Origin of the sequence: Flagellimonas iocasae (assembly GCF_042682725.1) — a bacterium.
GTDB classification, from domain to species: domain Bacteria; phylum Bacteroidota; class Bacteroidia; order Flavobacteriales; family Flavobacteriaceae; genus Flagellimonas; species Flagellimonas iocasae.
This window is the reverse complement of the sequence record NZ_JBHUHU010000001.1, coordinates 1,051,331-1,074,899: the sequence shown is the minus strand read 5'-3', so window position 1 is coordinate 1,074,899 and position 23,569 is coordinate 1,051,331. Positions and strand designations below refer to the sequence as shown.

The window sequence follows — 23,569 nt, the reverse complement described above, 5'->3', positions numbered from 1 at the left end:
TTTAGTTAATTCGAATGTGCATTATTTTTATATAATTAAATGTTGGTGGAGGTCTTGGATACTCTCACAGCACAATTGATCCATAATCTGTTGTAGTTGAACTTTTAAAATAGTCATCGTATGGTCACCTCCTTTATTGCCCATGGCACCCACTCCGTACATAAAAGAACGTCCCATGAAGGTGAACTCTGCACCGCATGCCAATGCGCGGGCCATGTCTGGTCCAGAACGCATACCGCTGTCCATCATAATGGTGATTTGGTCCTTGTATTTGGCAGCGATTCGTGTTAAGGGAGCAATGGTGGACTCGCCAGCATCCAATTGCCGTCCTCCGTGGTTGGAAACAATAATGCCATCAAATCCTAAGCGAATGGCTTGTTCCGTATCTTCTTCGGAAGCTACACCTTTGAGCACCAATTTGCCTTTCCATTTATCTCGAATGGGCTTGATGCGTTCCTCGTTCAATCGACCTGAAAAAGTTTTGTCCATAAACTTGCCCAATTGTTTTAGATTAAGGCCTTCTGGAGTGTATGGTTTTAAGGTTTCAAAGGTTGGAATGCCATATTTCAAGGTTTGGATTGCCCAATTGGGTTTGCCTAAAATTTGAAGGATATTCGCCATGGTCATTTTTGGCGGCAGGGCCAATCCATTTTTAAAATCGCGAGGTCGGTACCCAAACGTTGGAACATCGCACAACAAAACCAAAACCGGGCAACCAGCGGCTGCAGCCCTATCCAAAATATCGTTTCGCACCGCATCCTCTGCAGGATTATAGAGTTGAAACCAAGCGTTACCTTCGGTAAGTTCACTTGCCCGCTCAATATCCATGGTAGTCACCGTACTTAGAATAAAGGGAAGGTTGTGTTGGTGTGCTGCTTTGGCCAAAATCTCGGGTGAGTTGGGCCACATCAGGCCTTGCAATCCCACAGGAGCCACCCCAAAAGGCGCATCATATTCGTACCCAAACAGATTGGTCTTTATGGAAGCTCCACCAAAATCTTTTATGTAGGTCGGTTTGAGGGTGATTTCCCGGATTTCTGAAGTGTTCCTTCGAATATTGACGTCTTCATTGCAGCCACCATCCAAATATTCAAAAGCAAACCGAGGGATTCTTTTTTTAGCTTTTTCCCTGAGGTCATCTACAGATGGATAACGTGTGTCAAATGTTAAGGCCATGGATTAACTAGTGATTAAAGGTCTGTGCTTTTTTAGGGCGTAATTTTTTTTGAGGAACTTGTCATCCAACTTTGTATTGGAAATAACCAACGCGGCACCCAAAGCTGAGCCTAGAGAAGCATCCGTAGTTCGAATTTTGATTCCCTTCAATCCTCTGGACAACAGTTCAATAAAAATTTGATTGTTGGCAAATCCTCCATCAACATAAAGTCGGGTAATCGTGTCTTTCCCGATAGCTCTTCGGATACTCTCAATCTGAAGATCAACCAACTCCAACATCAATTGGTGATAGGCTTCCTCATAAGAGCTGAAATGTGGTTCACCAGTGATTGCCTTTGATTCGACGTTCAGACTTACCCATGTAAACTTTGGGGTGAAATTATCCGTGATGCGTTGTAGCAGTGCGGGATCAAAACTCACTTTTTTGTGATAGTCTTCAGGTACGTTGAAAAGCTGTGCGAGCTCCTTTATTTTTTCATTGTATTCATTGCCCAGAAACAACCGTGCTGCTTTCACCGGACCACCATTGACCCGCATGTAATTGATGCAGTTGGAGTTGGTGTCCTCATCTGACAATAATTCTGTGGAAAACGGATTCAAAGCAATGCTCCAGGTCCCTGTGGACAACAACAAAAATTTCTTGTCGATACTACGGATATAAGGTAAAAGTGCAGAAGAACTGTCATGGATGCCTATGCCCACTTTTACGGGATGCCCCAAAAGATTCATATTGATGCTGGTTCCTGTGTCTACAATGGGCGGTAATTTTTCGTGAATCCCTTCCAAGTAGACCCATTCGTGGTAATCCTGTTTTTCAAAATCCCACATAGCGGTATGACATCCGATACTGGTATATTCGCTCAGAGGGGTGCCAGTAAATAGGTAACTTAGGTATTGCGGTAGATGCAGAGCGTATCTGATTTTTGCAAATACCTCTGGTTTTGCTTGTTTCAACCAATACAATTGCATTCCTGAGTTGAGCAACCCTTCTTTGGTGGTCCCAGTTTCTCTACTGAACTTCAGTTCAGGGCCGTAGTTGCCGTAGAATTTTGTGATGATTCCCTCGTCGATGGGCTTGGTGTAATTGTACAGTGGAGGAATGGCATTCCCATGGTCATCTACGTGCACGAAGCTGGCCCCATACGATGAAAAGTTCAACGCTTTAATGTTATACTTTTTTGATTTTAGTGCACTTTGAAAGGTGTCCTTGATCCAATGTTGAAGTTCGATGAGGTTTTCCGTGGGGTGACCATCTTCATCCTCAATGGGTTCTAGATAGGTGTAATCGCGATGAACCTCCTTGAAATCCATATCAAAGAGGAAGAATTTTTTATTGGTCTTTCCAATATCAAAAATAGCGATTACGTCTTTTGCCATAGTACATGCATTTTATAGGCCCGAAGCCACTGAATGTTTTCCGCGTTCCAATACCAATTGTTTCCGAATTTCAAGATTTCGGAAGGCCTTGATAGGGGATAGAGCCCCACCGTTGAGTATCCGTGCTCGTTCCAATAGCAGTCTTACGTCTGTGTTATAGGCTTGATGCAGGATTTCTTGGCATTCCACCACATCATTTTCCTGTTGGGCGGACTTAAGAGCCTTCTGGTCTACAAGCAAAGCTTTGGTATAGGCCATCAGAATCGCCTCAAGGGATTGCATCAAATCTTCAAGTGGGTCTTTTGTATTGTGACTGGCATCAATCATCCAAGCAGGGTATGGATTTTGGGGGTTATTTTCCATTCCATACACCAATTCGTTGAAAATCAAGAATAAGGAATAGGGTTTTATGCTTCCTACGGTAAGATCATCATCGCCATACTTACTGTCATTAAAATGAAAACCGCCCAATTTTCCTTTCATCATGAGGGTGGCCACAATCTGTTCAATGTTCGTATTGGGTAAATGATGTCCCAAATCGACCAAGGTATAGGCTTTTGGGCCACATTCATTGGCCAACATAAAGGAGGTGCCCCAATCTTGGATCACCGTGCTATAAAAATAGGGTTCGTAAGGTTTGTACTCAATGAAGAGTTTCCAATCCTCTGGAAGTTGGGCATAGATTTGCTTTAAACTATCCTGGGTGTTCTTCAAAACAGTTTGAAAGTTGTTCTGCCCCGGAAAGTTAGCTCCATCCGCCAACCAAACAGTAAGACTTTTTGAACCTAATTTCTCTCCGATTCGGATGACATCAATATTATGCTGAATGGCTTGCTCTCGAGCCTTGGTGTTCACACTGCAAAGCGACCCAAATTTGTAACTATGTTCTTGGTTGGGCTGATCTTGGAATGTATTGGAGTTCATGGCATCGAAGGTTAACCCATGGGATTTGGTCAGTGCCTTGATTTTTTCGGGATCTTCAGGCACATCCCATGGAATGTGCAAGGATATGGCCCCAGCGGATTGGGTTAGGGCGTGAAGCATCCCAACATCCGCTATCTTCTGCTCCAAGTTTCCAGGCTCTCCATGGTAGGAAAACCGACCAAAACGTGTTCCTCCTGCGCCTAGTGCCCAACTGGGAATGGCAACCTGGAAATCGGCTATTTTTTTGATGATATTTTCTACATCAAAACCTTGTTTTTCAAGAGTGTTGGCCAAAAAGTAAAAACTCTGGTTGTGGGATTCCATAAGTTTTTTATCGTGTTCCTGTACTCTTGATATATCGATTTTCATGTGCTATGCTTTGTTGTTGAAAACCGCGGGTCAATACATTGACCCGCGGAATTACTTGAATATAAAATAACTAACTGTAAACTATCGTACAAAGGCGTTGGCCATTCCCCCATCTACATTGATGATGTTTCCGGTACTTTTGTCCAACAATCCCACAAAGGCAAATACCCCATTGGCAATGTCCTCTGGATAGATGATTTTGTTCAATAAATTTCGTTTTGCGTAGTGCGCGGGGAGGTCTTCAACACTGATTCCATAGGCTTTAGCCCGGCCTTCGGCCCATTCTCCTTCCCAAATCTTACTACCAACGATAACCCCATCCGGATTTACGGTATTCACCCGAATGTCTTTTGGGCCAAGCTCAGCAGCAAGCAGTCGTACCATATGCTGTTGGGCTGCTTTGGCCGTTCCGTAACCCACATTATTGGGCCCGGAAACCAGTCCATTTTTGCTTGCGATGCTTATAATATCACCCCCCAAATCTTGCTTTTCCATGATTTCTACACCTTGCTTGAAGAGCTCAAATTGACCTTTGACCAAAACATTCTGGAGCAGGTCCCAATCTGCACTGGTCGTTTCCTCCAACGGTTTGGAAATAGCAAGCCCAGCACTATGGATGACCATGTCGACACCACCAAATTCTAGACAAGTAGTTTTATAGGCTTCCTCAATAGAATCAGAATTGGTCACATCACAAACGGCATAAGCTGCAATGTCTCTTTTATAGGTGCTAATGGCTTCTTTCAATCGGTCTTCCGCAATATCGGTAAGGACAACGTTGGCACCTTGTTCCGCAAGTTTGTCTGCAATAGCTTTCCCAATTCCTCCACCGGCACCTGTGACTAAGGCCACTTTTCGGGATAAAGGCTGTTCTTTGGGCATGCGTTGGAGTTTTGCTTCTTCCAATAACCAATATTCAATGTCAAATGCCTCTTGTCTGGGCAAGGAAGTGTAAGCGGAAATGGCCTCTGCTCCCCGCATTACATTAATGGCATTGATATAGAATTCACTGGCCACACGCGTAGTCTGCTTGTTTTTGGCAAAGCTGAACATTCCAACCCCCGGATAAATAATAATGACAGGGTTTGGGTCCCGCATCGCAGGGCTATTGTCATGCTTGCAGTTTTCATAATATGCTGCGTATTCTTTGCGATATTGTTCAAATGCGGGTTCTAACTTTTTAAGAACTTCCGCTGCATTTGAGGCATCTTCTTTTGGATCAAGTGTCAAAACCAACGGTTGAATTTTGGTCCTCAAAAAATGATCTGGACATGAAGTTCCCATGGGAGCCAATTTCTCCAAATCATTACTGTTGATGTATTGCATCACCACGTCCGCATCGGTAAAATGGCCTATCATACGTTTTTCGGAAGAACAAAGTCCGCGCAAAAGAGGCATCATTTGGGCCGCTTTTTCCTTACGCTCTTCGGCTGGGAGGGATTTTACTTTCTCTCCACCGAAAACACTTCCTTTCTCCTTTATTTTCTTTTCGATATAATTCGAAGCCATTTCAATGACCTCTAAACTGTTGATGTAGCATTCATATGAGGTATCACCCCACGTAAAAAGACCGTGACTGCCCAAGACAATACCACGAATTCCAGGATTTTCGTTGAGGCACTTTTCCAATTGAAGTCCAAGATCAAAACCGGGTCTTTGCCATGGTACCCATCCCATGGTATCTCCCCAGATTTCCTTCGTCACCTTTTCGCTATCCTTGGCAGCGGCAACGGCAATGAGGGCATCAGGATGAAGGTGATCTATGTGTTTAAAGGGGAGTAATCCGTGCAGAGGGGTATCAATGGATGGCGCGCGACTGTCCAAATCATAGATGCAATGGTTAAAAAGACCCACCATTCTATCCTCATCGTGCAATCCTTTGTAGACTTTTTTCAAATCTCTAAGGCGCTCGGTGTATAAACCGGCTATTCCTGAACGGGTCAATGTACCAATATCGCCACCAGAACCCTTTATCCACATCACCTCGACCTCTTCGTTGGTCAAGGGGTCTTTTTCAATGGTCTTGCAGCTCGTGTTACCTCCTCCATAATTTGTAATCCTTAAATCAGACCCCAAAATATTGGAACGATATAAAAAAAGAGCCACCTGGTCATCACCAAGTTCTAGGGCTTTTTTTTCATCCCATAGGTAATCTACGTGTTTAAAAGTCTTTGTCCCCATCAGGTTATTTTTTTTATTATTGCTGGTAAATGTAAATAGCCAAATTTTATTAAGTGTTCTGTACTATTAGGTAATTTGGCATTAAAAGTTACTAAAATGCTCGAGTTAATCGATATAAAAGAAGAATCTAAGGTACCTAAGTACAAACAGATAGTAGATTCTATATTATCTGCTATTGAGAACGGGAAAATAAAATTGGATGATCGATTGCCTTCAGTCAATGAACTTTTGATAGAGTTTGATATTTCCCGGGATACAGTGGTGCGTGCATACGATCATCTTAAAAAGAATAAAATTATAGAGTCGGTTCCTGGAAAAGGCTATTATGTTCGAAAGGACCAACTGGCCCTGAAGGCCAAGGTATTTTTATTGTTCAACAAGTTGAGTCCCCATAAAAAGATCATTTATGATTCCTTTGCCAAGACCTTGGGTGACAGTGCCACCATTGACTTTTTTATTTACGAAAACAACTATCGCCATTTCAAGGATCTTATCTTGGAATCCAAAAAAAGAACGTATACCCATTATGTGGTCATCTGCCACTTTGAGGAAGGTGGGGATGATGTCCTAAATTTCATTAAAAAAGAAATCCCACAAGAAAAACTGATTGTATTGGACAAAAGATTGGAAGGACTTTCAAATAAGGTTTCTTGCATCTACCAAGATTTTGAGAAAGATATTTATTCCGCATTGGTGGAATTGAACCCCAGTCTTCGAAAATACCATCAGATCAAACTGTTGCTTCGCAAGCGAACCTACCATCCCACCGAAATAAAAAAGGGCTTCATTAAGTTTTGTGGACAATATGCCTATGAATTTGGAATTATTGAAGCCATTGAAGACAGCGAAATTGAAAAAGGGACAGTTTATATCAATCTCAAAGAAGACGATTTGGTAATCTTGATCAAGAAAATAAAGGAAACCAAATATGTTCTTGGAAAGGATATCGGGATTGTTTCATATAATGAGACTCCCCTTAAAGAAGTATTGCTTGATGGCATCACGGTCATCTCTACAGATTTTGAAAATTTAGGTAAAAAAGCAGCGGAGATTATCCTAAATAATCAAGTGCTTTCCACCGAGAACCCCTTCTACGTGATTCCCAGAAACTCCTTATAATCAAGGCGGAAGTACGGTAAGAATCAATCCATTACAGAACAGTACAGAACGGAATAGTTTTCATCTAACATTATCTTAACGTTGTAATCAATCGATTACTCTACGAGTGGTTGAAGACCCAAGATGGGCCCATTTCCAAGCACAAAAAATGGGTTTGTCGATTCAAATTAATTAACTAAACGAAAACTATGAGAACTAAAAAAACTTTATTGTTAGGGTTTCTTCTGCTTCCATTTTTCTGCTTGGTCTCTGCACAGGCCCAAGAGAGAATTACCATTAATGGAACCATTACGGATGCAGAAAGTGGCGACCCATTGCCAGGGGTCACCATTATTGAAGATGGTACAACCAATGGCACCAGCGCAGATTTTGACGGTAATTATACGATTACCGCTGGGTCAAATGCTGTTTTGGTATTTACTTCGGTTGGGTATGCACGGCAAAGAATTTCAGTGAACGGGAGAACCCAAATTGATGTTGGTATGACTGTGGACAGCCAGCAATTGGATGAGGTGGTCATTGTGGGCTACGGAACCCAGACCAGTAGAAAGGTAACGGGAGCTGTTCAACAGATAGACTCCGAAGCCTTGGCAGATATTCCTGTTCCACAGGTAACCCAAAAGCTTCAAGGTAGATTGGTAGGGGTGCAAATCAATCAAACCACAGGTAAACCAGGAGAAGGTATGCAGGTTAGAGTCAGGGGACAAGCCTCCATTTTGGCAGGGAGCGAACCTTTATATGTTGTGGATGGATTTCCCATTGTTGGGGATATCAGTTCCATCAACCCAGATGAAATTGAAAGCATCAGTGTCTTAAAGGATGCAGCTTCTACCTCTCTTTACGGTTCCAGAGCGGCCAACGGAGTGGTTTTGATTACCACAAAATCGGGTAAATCAGAGCAAGGAGGATTGTCTTTCAGCTACTATGGGGGTGTTCAAGTAGTACCTCAAAAAGGCAGGCCCGATTTAATGAACGGGCAAGAATTTGCCCAATTTAGAAAAGAGCATTTTGAGGATTTAGGCCAACCCGTCCCAGAACCTTTCCAAAATCCAGCGCAATATGGAAAGGGATATGATTGGTATGATGCCATGTTCAGAACTGCACCTATCCAAAGCATCAATGTAAACTGGAACTCCAGAACAGAGCGAACTTCATTGGCCATTGTAGGCGGTGTCTTCCTCCAAGATGGAGTTATGGTAAACTCCGACTTTAAGCGGTACTCACTGCGGGCAAATTCCACATTCAAGTTGAATGACGAAATCAATCTTGGGATTTCTGTGGCGCCTACCTATTCTATTGATAACATTCCAAGTTCTGATGGAGCATTCTATGCCACACTGGTCAACGCTGGTATTCCCGGTGGATTGGTGACCAATGCCATGCAAACTTGGCCAATACTTCCTTTTAGGAATGAAGATGGCAGTTTGCCACTTACAGCATGGATTCCTGGGATAAGCGCATTTCCAACGCCAAACTGGTTGAGAGCTGCTGAAGAAATCACCAACGAAACCAAGGATGTTCGGGTACTGGGGAACGCTTATTTGGACTATGAGCCCATCAAAGGTCTAAAGTTGAAGACTTCTATCAGTGGAGATATGGGATATACCTCATTTTTCAACTTTCAACCGTCAACTGCATCAACGGCTTTTGCATCCTTGCCTCCAACCATAGCTACCTCAATCCGAAGGGAGAGCAAATATGTAAGTTGGTTAAATGAAAATACGGCTACGTATTCAACCTCTTTTGGAGATCATAATATTGAGATTTTGGGAGGTATTTCTTATCAGAAATATGAAAGTGAGAACGCCCAGTTATATCTATCCAATTTCCCAGACGATCGTGTGAGGACCATCCAATCAGCTTTGAATATTGATCGTACACGATCGTTCAACAATATCAACGATTGGAGCCTTACATCGTATTTCTCTAGATTGAACTATGATTATATGGGTAAGTACTTGTTCACAGTATCTCTTAGACGTGATGGTTCTTCCCGATTTGGATCCAACAATCGCTGGGGTAACTTCCCATCGGTATCGGCTGGATGGGTATTCTCTGATGAAGCCTTTATGGAAAATACCGACTTCTTGAGTTTTGGTAAGATTCGCGCCAGTTATGGTATTATAGGTAACAACAATATTGGTAACTACACGCAATATGCGCTCATAGACAACTCATTGAATGCCGTATTTGGAAATACCATTGCACCAGGTGCAGCGCTTACCAGTTTAGGTAATGCCAATCTTGGATGGGAGCGCACCAAACAGTTTGATATTGGATTGGATCTACGTCTGTTCAATGACAAGGTGGAATTCATTTATGATTATTACAAAAAGAACACTACGGACTTGTTGTTCAATGTTGCAATTCCACAAGAATCTGGTTTCTCTGATTTCAATGATAATGTGGGGGAACTTGAATTTTGGGGACATGAATTTGCTGTGATCAGCAGAAACATCGCCAACGATAATTTTACATGGACATCCAACTTTAATATTTCATTTAACCGAAATAAAGTGGTCGCTTTGGCCGAAGGGGTAGACCGAATCTATTCACCTGGAGGGGCTTACACTAGTATCACACGTCCAGGAGAGCCCATTGCACAGTTCTGGGGACTTATTCATGATGGGGTTTACGATAATCAACAAGAATTTGATGCATCACCAAAAGCCGTTGAGTCAGAAGTGGGAACTGTGAAGTTTGTCGATGTGAATGGAGATGGTGTCATCAAATTTAATACGGAGGATGACGATAGGACTGTAATCGGTAACCCATTTCCAGACTATATTTTTGGTTTTACCAATGATTTCAAATGGAAGAATTGGGATGCCAGTATTGTAATGTCCGGATCAGTAGGTAACGATATTGCCGTGGGTAATGATCAAGGTACCACCAACTTGGACGGGGTTTTTAATGTATTGAGCGAAATCAAGTATAGATGGAGGTCTCCCGAGAATCCTGGTAAGGGCAAATATGGTAAATCTACAGGGGCCACCTTTATGGAAAGGGACTGGTTTAATTCAAGGTTCATTCAAGATGGTAGCTATCTAACGGTCAAGAACATCACGTTGGGGTATACATTTAAACTCAATGAGTCTTCGTTTTTGAATAGGGCCAGAATTTATGGTTCAGTTCAACAAGCCTTTGTCTTTACCAAATATAAAGGGGTGAACCCAGAGATCAGTACTTCGGTGCAAGGCCAGCAAACATCAACCCTTGCGCAAGGGTTCGATTGGGGAACATATCCCGTACCACGAACATTCACGCTAGGCTTCAATCTATCATTTTAAAAAAATATGTCATGAAAAAAATTATAGGAATCATATCAATAATTACGGCTGGTTTGTTTCTTTCCTGTAGCGAGGATTTCTTGCAAATCCCACCGGAAGATTCACTGAGCCAGGCCATATTCTTTGAAACACAGAGCGATTTTGAACAGGCTATAAATGCCACATACGCCCCTTTGAGAAACTTGCACCAAATACCAGTTGGTGTGAACAACCAAGGTGCTTGGGGGATGGGGGAGCTAACTTCCGACAATACCTATTACAAGTACAACGGAAACTTTAGAGCGGTGCAGAACGGTGAAGGTTTGGCCGATTTTTATGTCAATGACGGAAATGGGACTGTTGAGAACAAATACGACAACAACTATTTGATCATTGCCCGGGCCAACCAGATTCTCGCTTTAATTGATGAGATTGAGTTTGAGGATAATGCAATGAAGGACAACATAAAAGGGCAAGCCTATTTTTTAAGAGCCTTGTGCTATTTTGATTTAGTGCAGTATTTCGGTTCTGTTCCATTGCATTTGGTGCCCGTAACAGGTCGTGATGATGCGGCATTGCCTTTATCTACTGCTGATGAGATTTATACACAGATTATTGCAGATGTCACAGAGGCCATTTCATTATTGCCCGTTAAATCCGCTCAAGAAGTGGGAAGGGCAACCAGAGGGTCCGCTCAAATGCTTCTGGGTAATGTGTATATCGTTCAGGAAAATTGGTCAGGCGCTGAATCCGTACTTTCCACGTTGATCACCTCAGGGGAATATGACCTATTGGGTGATTATGCCAGTGTTTTTGATGCAGGTAATGAAAATAGCATAGAATCCATTTTTGAGGTTCAGTTTTTGGAAGGGACCCAAGGTTTCGCCAGTTCCTTTACCTACGCATGGTTGCCCATGCCATTGACAGCAGAGGAAGTAGGCTCTATCACTGGTGTGGCTGGTGCTCAAGCGGCAAATACCCAAGGATTCAACATTCCTACCCCAGATTTGCTCAGTGCCTATGAAGATGGTGATCCAAGAAAAGAGGTTTCCATTGATAGTATTGAAGTCGATGGAGTGTACTATCCCTATATCGATAAGTTTTGGACACCACATTCCACTCCTTTGATCACAGGTACCAACTGGCCAGTTTACAGATTTTCTGAAGCCCTGCTTTTCTATGCAGAAGCATTGAATGAAGGTGGTGATCCTGGAGAAGCGGAGACATATCTAAACCTAGTAAGGGATAGAGTTGGACTAACACCCATTACAGGGTTGGATCAAGCTGCTATGCGACAGGCCATTATGGATGAAAGAAGAGTGGAGTTGGCCTTCGAGAACAAAAGATGGCTGGATTTGGTACGAACTGGAACTGCACAGGAAGTCATGTCCGCATTCGGAGCGCGAGTTAAGGCCAATCCACAGGATTATTATTTCCCAGCAGGATTTGGACCGCCAGCGGCAGCCTTTGCAACTATCTATACGCTGTTCCCATTACCTGCTAGTGAAGCTATATTGAACCCTAATTTTTAAATTATTTAAATATAGAATTTGAGTTGAGTTGATTTTAATTGGATTATCCCGGCATCGTCCACAGTGCCGGGTTAGTTCTTTTACTGAGGTGGAGATTTCTATCAATAGAAAATACCCATCACCGCTTTTTTGAAATCGGGTATTCAAAAGATTTTAAACTGAGACAAAATCGAAATTCATGAAAAATGCACTTTTACTAGCCCTTGTATTACTTACGTTATCTGCTTGTAATGATGCAGCGGAGCAACCCAACTATGATATTGCGGAACTGCGTTCCAACTTTCAAAATCCGCCTAATGAAGCAAAACCAAGAGTTTGGTGGCATTGGATGAACGGAAACGTTACCAAAGAAGGAATACAAAAGGATTTAGAATGGATGGAACGGACAGGAATAGGGGGATTCCATAATTTCGATGCGGGACTTTCCACTCCCGAGGTTGTCGAAAAGAAACTCGTTTTCATGACACCCGATTGGAAAGATGCCTTTAAATTCACGACCGACCTCGCCATTGAAAAGGGTATGGAAATGACCATAGCCGGCTCTCCTGGTTGGAGTGAAACCGGAGGTCCTTGGGTAGCCCCGGAGGACGGAATGAAAAAATACGTTTGGACCGAAACAAGGGTCCAAGGAGGAAAAACTTTTGAAGGGGAGTTGCCCCAACCTGCAAATACCATTGGAAAGTTTCAAGATATCCCTACCGAATCTGGTGGTGTTATGGGAGGATTTATGGGAGAGCGACCCACCTATTATGAGGATGCCCAGGTTTTTGCCTATAAAGTTCCCGAAGGTGAAAAGAGATTGACCGAGCTCAATCCGAATGTGAGTTCATCTGGGGGAAACTTCAATTTGACAGAATTGGTGGATGGAAACCTTCATCAATCCAATTATTTACCTCCGTTGAAAGTGGGAGAGGAGGCATGGCTTCAATATGAATTTAACGCACCACAAACATTCAAGGCATTGTCCATTGTGGGAGCCTCAACATCGGCTTTGGGAGAATTTCAAGGGAACCCAAACAATAGAACGCTTCAAGTTAGTAATGATGGCATTTTGTTCAAGGATGTAGTGGAAATCCCTGGTTCTACGGTACCGCAAAGCACAATTTCCTTTGTGCCTACCACAGGAAAATACTGGAGAATGGCTTGGCAGACACTTCCGCCTTCAATTAATCCTTTTATGGCAATGATCGGCCTATCTGCACCCACGGAACCTGCTGGGGTTGAGGTGGCCGAGTTTAAGTTGTTTACCACAGACCGCATTGACCAATTTGAAGATAAAGCGGGTTTCAGCCCTTGGCGGGAAGACACACCCACCTATTTGCCAGAAAATGCAGCCAGCATCCCTTCAGAAAATGTGGTGGACCTTACACAAAAAATGGATGATTCGGGTAGTTTAACGTGGCAAATTCCCGACGGAGAATGGGTCATTGTCCGTATGGGATACTCATTGACAGGAAGACAAAATCACCCAGCTTCACCAGAAGCCACTGGTCTTGAAGTGGATAAATTGGATGAAGACGCTGTCCGGAAATACATCAACCATTATTTGGACCTATATAAGGATGCCACAGGTGGGCAAATTGGCGAGACCGGATTGCGTTCCATCATCTTGGATAGCTACGAGGCAGGTCATATGACATGGACCCACGACTTTCCGGAGGAATTTATGAAAAGACGAGGCTATTCTATGTTGAAATGGTTGCCTGTTCTTACGGGTAGAATTGTGAACAGTGTGGACGAAAGCGAAAAGTTTTTATGGGATTTCCGGAAGACCATCGGGGAGATGATCGTGGAAAACCATTATGAGGTCATTGGTGAGGAATTACACAAACGCGGCATGAAACGCTATACAGAATCCCACGAAGGGCGACGTATATTTTTGGCCGATGGAATGGACGTAAAACGAAATTCGGATATTCCTATGAGTGCCATGTGGACCCCGGGCAGTTTTGGTGGAGGTACCGATGAAGAGGTGAGGAGTGAAGCGGATATTCGGGAATCAGCCTCGGTGGCCCACTTGTACGGACAGCCTTTTGTGGCGGCCGAGTCCATGACGTCCATTGGGAAATCCTTCGTTCACACACCAGAAAAATTAAAACGTACCGCAGATCTTGAAATGGCCTCCGGTTTAAATCGCTTTGTTATACACACCTCCGTGCATCAACCCCTGGATGATAAAATGCCAGGTTTTTCTTTGGGTCCTTTTGGTCAATATTTTACGAGGCAGGAAACTTGGGCAGAACAAGCCCATGCTTGGATTACCTATTTGGCCAGGAGCTGTTATTTATTACAACAAGGAAATGCAACGGCAGATGCTTTGGTATACTATGGTGAGAATGCCAACCTTACCTGGGAGTTCAATGAAGAATTGCCCAGAATTCCAGGGTATTCATACGATTTTGTAAATGCCTCAGCCTTACAAAATGCCCTATCCGTAAAAGACGGAAAATTAGTTTCACAAGGAGGAACGGAGTACGGTCTTTTGGTGCTTCATGAGAGTGCTAAAAACATGACTTTACCCACGTTGAAAAGATTGAACGAATTGGTACAGGCGGGTGCAAAAGTAACAGGAACCAAACCAGAACGGTCACCCAGTTTGGCAGATGACCCAAATGAATTCAAGACCTTGGTAGAGCAAATCTGGTCCCATGAAAATGTTTTTGAGGAATATCCAGAAGCAGTTTTGACCAAATTGGGTATTGCTCCAGACATGCAAGTGCTGGAATCACAAGCTGATGTTTTGTTTGTGCATCGAAATGTAGGGGGCTTGGATATATATTGGGTGGATAGCCGAAGTGATAATAACAATTATGCTGAACTGAGCTTCCGAAGTTCCGGAAAAGCACCAAAAATATGGCATCCACAAACTGGTGAAATCCATGATATTTCATGGAGTATCAAGGATGGACGAACCATTATTCCTGTAGATTTTGCTCCGTGGGAAGCCTTTTTTGTTGTTTTTGAAGAAGATACTGATGAAACAGAACATATCGTTCCAAATACCACCGAAACGGAAATCCAAACCATAGCAGGACCTTGGGAGGTAACCTTTCAAGAGGATAGGGGAGCACCTGCCTCGGCCACTTTTGAAACATTGGGTTCATGGACTGTAAATAAGGACGATGGAATCAAATTTTTCTCTGGCACGGCTACTTATACCAATACCGTCACCATGGATGAGGTTCCCACATCGGGTAAAGTTATACTCGATTTAGGCGAGGTAAAGGATGTTGCAGAAGTGACCGTGAATGATAAAAACCTTGGAGTGCTTTGGAAGACACCTTTCACCACTGATATCACGGATGTAATCAAGACCGGTGAAAATACACTGAAAATTAATGTGACCAATGTCTGGGCCAACCGCTTGATTCGGGATGCACAACCAGAGGTTCAAGAAAAAATAACCTATACCACCATGCCTTTTTATCAGGGGAATGAACCTTTGCTTCCTTCCGGTTTGTTAGGCGAGGTAAAAATCTTGCTACAAAATTGACCATGGCGTAAATTGAATATCAAAAAATCAGTACAAAATGGCAAAGTTTCTTTATCAGAAAAAATATGAAAAACAGAATAATTGAATTCACCATACCCTTTGCACTATTTATGGTTCAATGTATTAATGCGCAGGAGGTCATTCAACTGGAAAGCATAACGGCCCCTGAGGGATGGCAATGGACCCGGCCCGAGGAAATAGTGGATACCCCGGATCCAAACAATGTAGTAGTGGCCAATGTTTCAACACCCAGCATTACAGTCTATAGACCATCAGCAGAAAAAGCCAATGGTACAGCCTTGATCATAGCTCCAGGTGGCGGTTTTCACATGCTGAGTATGACGAACGGTGGGACAAAAGTTGCGGATTGGTGTGTCGAAAATGGAATCGCTGCCTTTGTTTTAAAATATAGGTTGGTTCCAACCCATGGTAACCCTCAGGCAGAATTTATGAAAAAGGTACAAGAGGGAGCCGATAAAATGGATCAAGAAATCAAACCCATTATTGAATTGGCCAAAGCAGACGGATTTGCAGCAATTACCTACGTTAGACAACATGCCCAAGAGTTTGGAGTGAAGCCTGATCAGATTGGCATCATTGGTTTTTCAGCAGGGGGAGCCTTGAGCGGAGCAGCAGCATTTAAATTTACAAACCCGACCAATAGACCCGATTTTGTAGCCAATATTTACCCTGCCCTTCAAGTGGTTGATACTTCCCATATGCCCGAACAACCCATGCCTATGTTTATAGCGGTCACCTCGGATGATGTTTTTGGTTTTCAAACATTGAGTACACAGTTGTACAATCAATGGAACAAAGCAGGAGAGCCTGTTGAAATGCATATTTATGAAAAGGGTGGACACGGGTTTGGAATGCGAAAACAGGACCTTCCTTCAGATAAATGGATTGATGCTTTCGGAGAATGGCTCGACTCGCATGGATGGATAACATACAAGTCATAACGATTAAATAAGAATACGTTTAATGAATACAAGAAGAAGTTTTATGAAAACCGTGGGCGCATCATCAGCTTTGATGTTCCTTCCAGGTACAATGATGCCTTTTGGATATAAAGGCTGGGATATTCCTGAAGAATGGGTTGAAGCAGAAATCTCCAAAGGAAAGATTAAAGGAATGCGGTCTGCCGGGGTAAATATATTCAAAGGCATTCCGTATGCCGGGAAGGTTTCAGGAGACCGAAGGTTTCGTAGACCAGGACCGTTGGAACCATGGACCGGGATACGTGATACGTTCGAATTGGGCCCACCTGCCATTCAAGCGCCACGACGAAACGAACCTGCACCCGCGGAAGATTGTCTATTCTTGAACGTTTGGACACCCGCCAATGACGATAAAAAACGACCAGTGATGTTCTACAGTCATGGTGGTGGATTTGTCATTGGTTCTGGAGGTTCCGCCGGTCAAGATGGGGCCAATTTGGCTCGGTACTTTGATGTGGTTGTCGTGGAGACGAATCACCGTTTGGGTATGCTTGGGTTTATGTATCTGGACGAGGTGGCAGGACCTGATTATACAGGTTCAGGAAATATGGGGCTTCTAGACATCACAGAAGGCTTAAAATGGGTGAAGGAAAATATTCACGTCTTCGGGGGAGACCCGGATAATGTCATGATTTTTGGTGAATCCGGAGGTGGTGCAAAAACATCCTGTCTCTATGCTATGCCCGAGGCAGCACCCTATTTCAACAAGGCTTCAATAGAAAGTGGCCCTGGGGTTCGTATGTTGACCAAGGATATGGCCTCCAGAAATACGGAATTGGTCCTCAAAGAATTTGGATTGACCACAAAAACGTGGGATAAACTTTTGGAGATTCCCACGGATGAAATTCTGAAGGTACAAGCCAAGATTCCATTTGTACCGCCCTTTCAGCAAAAGAAAAATACCGGAGGTATAACCGAACCGGCAGTTGGTGGCTTTGGTCCCGTGGTAGATGGTAACGCATTGCCCAACCATCCGTTTGACCCTATAGCACCTGCTATTTCAAAAGATAAACCGTTGATGGTAGGTTGGAATGAGGACGAATACACCTTTTTTGCCTGGGAGCGAAAGGATACCGAGTTTGCAACTCTCGATTTTGAAGGATTAAAAGCTCGATTGGAACCTCAGTTTGGTGCGGATACCTCAAAAGTGATTGAAACGTATAAAAATGCACGACCTGATGCATCCCCAGCAGATATTTTTGTGGCCGTATCATCTATTGTGATGATGGGATTGGGTTCTATTGAAATCGCCCAAAGAAAAACCGTTCAAGGTGGGGCACCAGTGTACCTCTACAACTTTGGGTATAAATCTGAAAAACTCATACCTGGAACGGATTATCCTATGGGAACCCCCCATGCCATGGATATTTCCTTTAAATTTAATAACGAGCAACCACCCAAGAATGGAGAGCCTGACCAACCCAGTTTTTTTGGAGGGGGGCGGCCTGAGCGTTTCATTGCTTCCCACAATATGGCAGCGTATTGGACAGGTTTTGCCAAAACAGGGGTACCGCATGCCACAGATTTGCCCAACTGGCCCGCCTATGCTCTGGAAACAAGGCCAACCATGCGCATCGATACAGAATGCAAAGTGATTGAGGACCGATTTTCGAAAGAATTGGCGATGTGGCGGGAAATAGGACGATTGCCATAAATACCATTGATAAATTTTCTAAGCTATTACAAATACCATGAGAAACTTTCTAACACTACTGATTTTATTTTCAAGCTTATCCTTGATAGGACAGCGTAACCCCAATGCCGAACCCGAGTGGACCGCAACTTGGATTACTTTGGGAGATGCTGATGCCGAAGCGGCCGGGATGTATCTTTTTCGTAAGTCCTTTTCGTTGGATGCTGTACCAAGTGAATTCAAAATCCGTATTTCTGCCGATAACAGGTATAAACTTTTTGTGAATGGGACATTGGCTTCCGTTGGACCTAATTGGGGCGACATCAAACATTGGAATTACCAAACTGTTGATATTGCTTCCCATTTGAAACAGGGTAAAAACACCTTGGCTGTCAAAGTTTGGAATGAGGCTGATTTGCGCGCCGTGGCACAATTCTCTTTTAAGACTGCATTGATAGTGCAGGGTGAAAGTGATACTGCAAAAGTGGTTGACACCAATAAAAGTTGGAAAGTAGTCGAAGATAAAAGCTATACGCCCCTAAAACAAGAAGTGAGAGGGTATTATGCGGCAGGAGCTGGAGATTTCATAGATTTTAACAAAGCCATAAGTAATTGGAAAAATCAAGATTTTGATGATAGCTCATGGAATACTGCGGATACGGTTTTTGAAGCCGTGGCCCAAGGTTTTGGATTCAGACAGCAGGATGGGTGGAACTTGGTTCCTTCAATTTTACCTGAAATGGAATTGACCAAGGAACGTTTGGTCAGTGTTCGAAAATCAGAAGGGGTAAAGGTGCCATCCTCTTTTCCGGAAAAGCCAGCTTCCATAAAGATTGATGCCAATTCCATAGCGAAAATTTTGTTGGATCAAGAACACTTGACCAATGCGTATCTCAGTGTTTTGTTCAGTGGAGGCAAGAATAGTGTTATTACAGTTCAATATGCGGAAGGACTTTATGATAGCGAAGGCGCCAAAGGTAATCGGAATGTGATTGATGGTAAAACCATGATTGGGAGAAGGGATAGTATCATTTCCAACGGAACCGAAAATCAAGAGTACACTTCGCTGACCTACAGAACGTATCGGTATGTGGAGGTTGAGGTGAACACCAAGAATGAACCTTTGACCATCACTGATATTTATGGGACGTTCACTGGATATCCTTTCCAGATGAAAGCCAACCTTATTTCCGATAGAAAAGAGCTATCCGATATGATGGAAATTGGCTGGAGAACCGCCCGCCTTTGTGCTGTGGATACCTATATGGATTGCCCATATTACGAGCGATTGCAGTATGTTGGCGATACGCGAATCCAACATTTCGTGTCATTTTATAACAGTGGTGATGACCGTTTGATCAAAAATGCCATCAACCTATTGGATTATTCAAGACAACCCGATGGCTATACGCTCAGTAGGTATCCCGATAGACAAAATCAGGTGATTCCAACCTATTCCCTTTGGTATGTAAGCATGCTGTACGATTATATGATGTATGGCAGCGATACGGATTTTATCACGGAAAAATTGATGGGTTCACGTCAGGTTTTGAACTACTTCATAACCTATTTGGATGATGACGGTTCGTTGAAAAATGTACCTGGCTGGAACTATACCGACTGGGTGCCAGCTTGGAACTTTGGTATGGCCCCCATGGCCGAAGATGGCTCATCAGCAGCGTTGGACCTTCAAATGTTACATGCATTGCAATCTGGAATTGCATTGGAAAAGGCAATGGGCAAGCCGGAGTTTGTGACCCTATATTCCACAATGGCGGACCAATTGACGGAGACCATCAAAAGAAAATATTGGGATGAATCCAAACAATTGTTTGCGGATACTCCGGCTAAGGACAAATATTCCCAGCATTCCAACTCTTTGGCCATATTGGCTAATATTGTGGATGATGACACCAAAAAAATCATTGGAAAATCACTATTGGAGGATGAGTCATTGGCACCAGCGTCCATATATTTCAGCTACTATTTGCATTTAGCCTTGAATGAGGCCGGCTATGGCAATCAGTATTTGGACTGGTTGGATGTTTGGAGAAAGAATATGGAATTGGGATTGACCACTTGGGGTGAAACTTCTCAAGTAGAAACAACACGTTCTGATTGTCATGCGTGGGGCTCTAGCCCGAATATTGAATTCTTTAGGATTCTTTTGGGGATAGAAAGTGCCTCTCCCAATTTTAAGACCGTTAAAATAGAACCTCATTTGGGTGATATTGACAAGATTGGTGGTAAAATGCCGCATCCCGCGGGAGCTATTTCCGTCAATTACGAAAAATCTGGAAAGAAACTCAAAGCATCCATTGAACTTCCAGAAGGCATAGCGGGTGAATTTGTATGGAATGGGCAATCAACACCGCTAAAATCTGGAATGAACAATTTGAGGTTGTAGGACGTAAACGTTCAGGAAGTGGAAAGGCCATCAAGAAATCTTAAAAAATGAAAATCAAGTACATAATGTTGATTTTTGGATTGATGATGGTTTTTCCTGGATGTAAGAGGAAGGTCCACTATTTGGATGAAAATTATCCGGGCCCCAGTCCTAAACTATATGCAGCGGGAATTATCAATGTGGACGGAAGATATCAGCAGAACTTAACGATGAGCCCAGATGGTCGAGAACACTTGTTTACCCAAACCGATTCAGCCATTTGGCGCTATGAACGGATTTTGAGAATTAAAAATGTAGATGATACTAGTGTGGTTTTGGATACGCCTCAATTTGTAAAGGAATTCAAGTATGAAAATTTTTGGTTCATTGGAGAACCCATGATATCTCCAGATAACCAAGATTTATATTTTGTGGCAGATTATCCGCCCAACTTTTGGAATTCCAAACGCATGAAAAATGGCGATTGGTCAGAACCCAAGAAAATGGATTCGCTGAGTTCTAATAGTCGGGATTGGTTTATGTCAGTATCCAGAAAAAATACATTGTTTTTTGCGACTACGTATCTGCCTGACCCTGAAAATCCTTCATTGGAAATGAATGGCAGGATATTTGAATCTGCATCCATCAATGGCTCACATTTCACAAAAAATATGGTAAACGGACCTTTTAATAAGGATGATGCAGGAGACCCAGTGATTTCTCCCAATGAAGATTATATGGTTTTTGGTTCTGTTCGTGATGGCGGTCATGGAAAGGCAGACTTGTATGTGACTTTTAAGGATGGGGATGGAAATTGGTCCGAAGCCTTTAATCTTGGGGATGAAATCAATACCGTTCATTGGGAAAGTGGCCCATATATTTCACCGGACGAAAGGTTTCTTTTCTTTTCCCGAAGAGATTCCTCAGGAGTGAATGCCCGATTTTCAAATATTTATTGGGTAAGCATGGAAGTCGTAAAAAATTTGAGGAGGAACAAGCTGTAAGATTCAGACCAAAAAAGTATTTTGTTTGATTGCGGTCAGCAAACCGCTTATACACAAATCATTTAAAATTAGAATTTCAAGTAAAACTATACAATCACAATTAAACAAGTAATGAGTATGAGAAAACTGTCATTTTTTCTAGCACTAGTTCTAATAGGAACAACTATTCAAGCACAATCAACCTGGAAATCGGATAATGCACATTCAAAAATAGGATTTGCAATTACCCACTTAATGATTTCAGAAGTGGAAGGCCATTTTGGAGAATTCGATATAACGGCAACAGCGGGTAATGATTTTAACAATGCAGCTTTTGATGTGACCATTCAAGTGGCAAGCATCGATACGGATAACGAAAACAGAAATAATCACTTAAAGAGTCCAGACTTTTTTGCAGCGGAGGAGCATCCTGTAATGTCTTTTAAAAGCACAAATTTTGAAAAAACTGGGGATAAAACCTTTACCCTCAAAGGAGATTTAACCATGCATGGAGTTACCAAGCCTGTAACCTTGGCCGGTAAAGTAAATGGTATTATCACGGACCAACGTAGTCAAAAGTTGAAAGCAGGTCTAAAACTTACAGGCACTGTAAATCGACTGGAATTTGGAGTGGGAAGTGACACCCCAACGCTGGGAGATGATGTGGAGTTGAACATTAATCTTGAGATGGCGCAGCAGTAATCAACAAACGTTTTGAAATAAAGGCCGTGCAAGAAATTGTACGGCCTTTTTACTTTTCTTGAATGAGGTAAGCACAGCGCCGAGCACCCGCCAAGATATGGTCAACGCGTTCCACTTTGGTATTAGGGCCAAGAATGGATTGAAATGTGTTCAATTCGGTGGAGCAAAATCCTTGGCATAAGGTAGCTGCTGCACAAATGGGGCAGTGGTTTTCTATCAATAGGAAATCGCCGTTCTCCGTTTTTTCAAAATAGGCCATATACCCTTCTTTTTCTCTGAGTTGCGCCAGTTTTTGGATTTTGGTCTCCAAGGAATCAGTTTCTAAAATGGATTTGCGATAGTTAGCCAAGTTATCCTGCCCTGTGGAACTGATAATTTCGGAGAGGGTATCCTCACCCAAATTTTCCTTTATCTTATTGATCAGCCTCAGAGTAAGTTCTGAGTGTGAGTCTGGGAACTTGGCATGTCCTTTTTGGGTCAACGACCAAAATTGTTGGGGACGCCCTCGCCCAATAGCGCGACTCTCGGACTTTACATAACCTTCATTGGATAGTTTCAAAAGCTGAAAACGGGCTCCTTCAGTGGTAACACCAAGTTGCTGAGCCAAATCCTTCAAGGTTTTTTCACCTTCATTCTTCAGTATCCAAATGGCTTTCTCGTTTTCTTGAATATTATTATTCATAATAAACAAAGTAAATATTTGGTTTATTATACAAATGTACTATCTTTGTACTGTATTTAAAAATCATTTAATCAAATCTACATATTATGAGTTACAAACTACCGGAATTACCGTACAGTTACGATGCATTATCACCCTATATTGATGCCACAACCATGGAGATTCACCATACAAAACATCATCAAGGGTATGTGAATAAATTAAACGATGCCCTGCAGGAGGCCAACTTGGAAGATGCTGATTTGGAGAGCTTGTTTGGCAAGATTTCTAAACTGTCAGGAGGTATAAGAAACAATGGTGGCGGACACTACAACCACAGTTTGTTCTGGACTATTTTAACACCCAATGGTTCCGAAATCCCTGCAAAATTGTCTGAAGCCATCGAAAGTGACTTTGGTTCTTTGGATGCGTTGAAAACTGCTTTTTCCAATGCAGCAGCCACTAGATTTGGCTCCGGATGGGCTTGGTTGATTGTAGATGGAGATGGCGATTTAAAAGTTACTTCCACCCCAAACCAAGACAATCCTTTAATGGATACGGCACCGGACCAAGGCACCCCGATTTTGGGATTGGATGTCTGGGAACATGCGTATTACCTTAACTACCAAAACAAAAGACCAGAGTACATTGATGCTTTTTGGAATATTGTTGACTGGAAATCGGTGGAGAAACGTTATTTAGCGGCTATATCATAACGACTTCTGCACTGCAAGCTAAATCCAGACAGCATCTGTTCTGGGTT

Annotated in this window: 15 protein-coding genes; 10 read left to right on the top strand and 5 right to left on the bottom strand. The window is 42.8% G+C overall.

All coding sequences use genetic code 11. The features are described from left to right. Positions 1-27: 27 nt before the first annotated feature. The 4 genes from ACFSJE_RS04695 to ACFSJE_RS04680 all read right to left on the bottom strand — a co-directional run bounded on the left by ACFSJE_RS04695 (position 28) and on the right by ACFSJE_RS04680 (position 6,027). Complete coding sequence (locus tag ACFSJE_RS04695) at positions 28-1,176, bottom strand: alpha-hydroxy acid oxidase (protein WP_379829825.1); 1,149 nt, start codon at positions 1,174-1,176, stop codon at positions 28-30. Between the two features lie 3 nt (positions 1,177-1,179). Beyond that, positions 1,180-2,553, bottom strand: a complete 1,374-nt coding sequence (locus ACFSJE_RS04690) for an FGGY-family carbohydrate kinase (RefSeq protein WP_379829824.1) — start codon at positions 2,551-2,553, stop codon at positions 1,180-1,182. A 12-nt stretch (positions 2,554-2,565) separates the two neighbouring features. Beyond that, positions 2,566-3,846, bottom strand: a complete 1,281-nt coding sequence (locus tag ACFSJE_RS04685; protein ID WP_379829823.1) for a sugar isomerase — start codon at positions 3,844-3,846, stop codon at positions 2,566-2,568. An 81-nt stretch (positions 3,847-3,927) separates the two neighbouring features. Beyond that, entirely contained in the window at positions 3,928-6,027 is a 2,100-nt protein-coding gene (locus ACFSJE_RS04680; protein ID WP_379829822.1) for a bifunctional aldolase/short-chain dehydrogenase, read from the bottom strand. A gap of 96 nt (positions 6,028-6,123) precedes the next feature. Between ACFSJE_RS04680 and ACFSJE_RS04675 the strand changes: the two genes are divergently transcribed. The 9 genes from ACFSJE_RS04675 to ACFSJE_RS04635 all read left to right on the top strand — a co-directional run bounded on the left by ACFSJE_RS04675 (position 6,124) and on the right by ACFSJE_RS04635 (position 22,145). Further along, on the top strand, positions 6,124-7,146 hold the full coding sequence (locus tag ACFSJE_RS04675; protein WP_379829821.1) for a GntR family transcriptional regulator: 1,023 nt from the start codon (positions 6,124-6,126) through the stop codon (positions 7,144-7,146). 188 nt (positions 7,147-7,334) lie between these two features. Beyond that, complete coding sequence (locus ACFSJE_RS04670; RefSeq protein WP_379829820.1) at positions 7,335-10,436, top strand: SusC/RagA family TonB-linked outer membrane protein; 3,102 nt, start codon at positions 7,335-7,337, stop codon at positions 10,434-10,436. A gap of 11 nt (positions 10,437-10,447) precedes the next feature. After that, positions 10,448-11,947, top strand: coding sequence for a RagB/SusD family nutrient uptake outer membrane protein (locus ACFSJE_RS04665; RefSeq protein WP_379829819.1), 1,500 nt, complete (start codon positions 10,448-10,450; stop codon positions 11,945-11,947). A gap of 178 nt (positions 11,948-12,125) precedes the next feature. Then, positions 12,126-15,440, top strand: coding sequence for a glycosyl hydrolase (locus ACFSJE_RS04660; RefSeq protein WP_379829818.1), 3,315 nt, complete (start codon positions 12,126-12,128; stop codon positions 15,438-15,440). A gap of 65 nt (positions 15,441-15,505) precedes the next feature. Further along, positions 15,506-16,402: an alpha/beta hydrolase gene (locus ACFSJE_RS04655; protein ID WP_379829817.1), complete on the top strand. Its 897-nt coding sequence runs from the start codon at positions 15,506-15,508 to the stop codon at positions 16,400-16,402. A 22-nt stretch (positions 16,403-16,424) separates the two neighbouring features. Then, positions 16,425-18,095: a carboxylesterase/lipase family protein gene (locus tag ACFSJE_RS04650; RefSeq protein WP_379829816.1), complete on the top strand. Its 1,671-nt coding sequence runs from the start codon at positions 16,425-16,427 to the stop codon at positions 18,093-18,095. Positions 18,096-18,132: 37 nt separating this feature from the next. Continuing rightward, entirely contained in the window at positions 18,133-20,481 is a 2,349-nt protein-coding gene (locus ACFSJE_RS04645; RefSeq protein ID WP_379829815.1) for a family 78 glycoside hydrolase catalytic domain, read from the top strand. Between the two features lie 47 nt (positions 20,482-20,528). Continuing rightward, positions 20,529-21,464, top strand: a complete 936-nt coding sequence (locus tag ACFSJE_RS04640) for a TolB-like translocation protein (RefSeq protein ID WP_379829814.1) — start codon at positions 20,529-20,531, stop codon at positions 21,462-21,464. 111 nt (positions 21,465-21,575) lie between these two features. Further along, positions 21,576-22,145 (top strand): YceI family protein, encoded by a 570-nt coding sequence (locus ACFSJE_RS04635; RefSeq protein WP_379829813.1) that lies wholly within the window; start codon positions 21,576-21,578, stop codon positions 22,143-22,145. A gap of 49 nt (positions 22,146-22,194) precedes the next feature. Here the strand turns inward: ACFSJE_RS04635 and ACFSJE_RS04630 are convergent, their stop codons facing one another. Then, the gene (locus ACFSJE_RS04630; RefSeq protein ID WP_379829812.1) at positions 22,195-22,827 is read right to left on the bottom strand and encodes a helix-turn-helix transcriptional regulator; all 633 of its coding nucleotides are present in this window, start codon (positions 22,825-22,827) and stop codon (positions 22,195-22,197) included. An 86-nt stretch (positions 22,828-22,913) separates the two neighbouring features. On the opposite strand from ACFSJE_RS04630, the gene ACFSJE_RS04625 reads away from it, so the two are divergent. After that, positions 22,914-23,522 carry a superoxide dismutase gene (locus ACFSJE_RS04625; protein WP_379829811.1) on the top strand — a complete coding sequence of 203 codons (609 nt, stop codon included), beginning with the start codon at positions 22,914-22,916 and terminating at the stop codon, positions 23,520-23,522. The last annotated feature ends 47 nt before the right edge of the window (positions 23,523-23,569 follow it).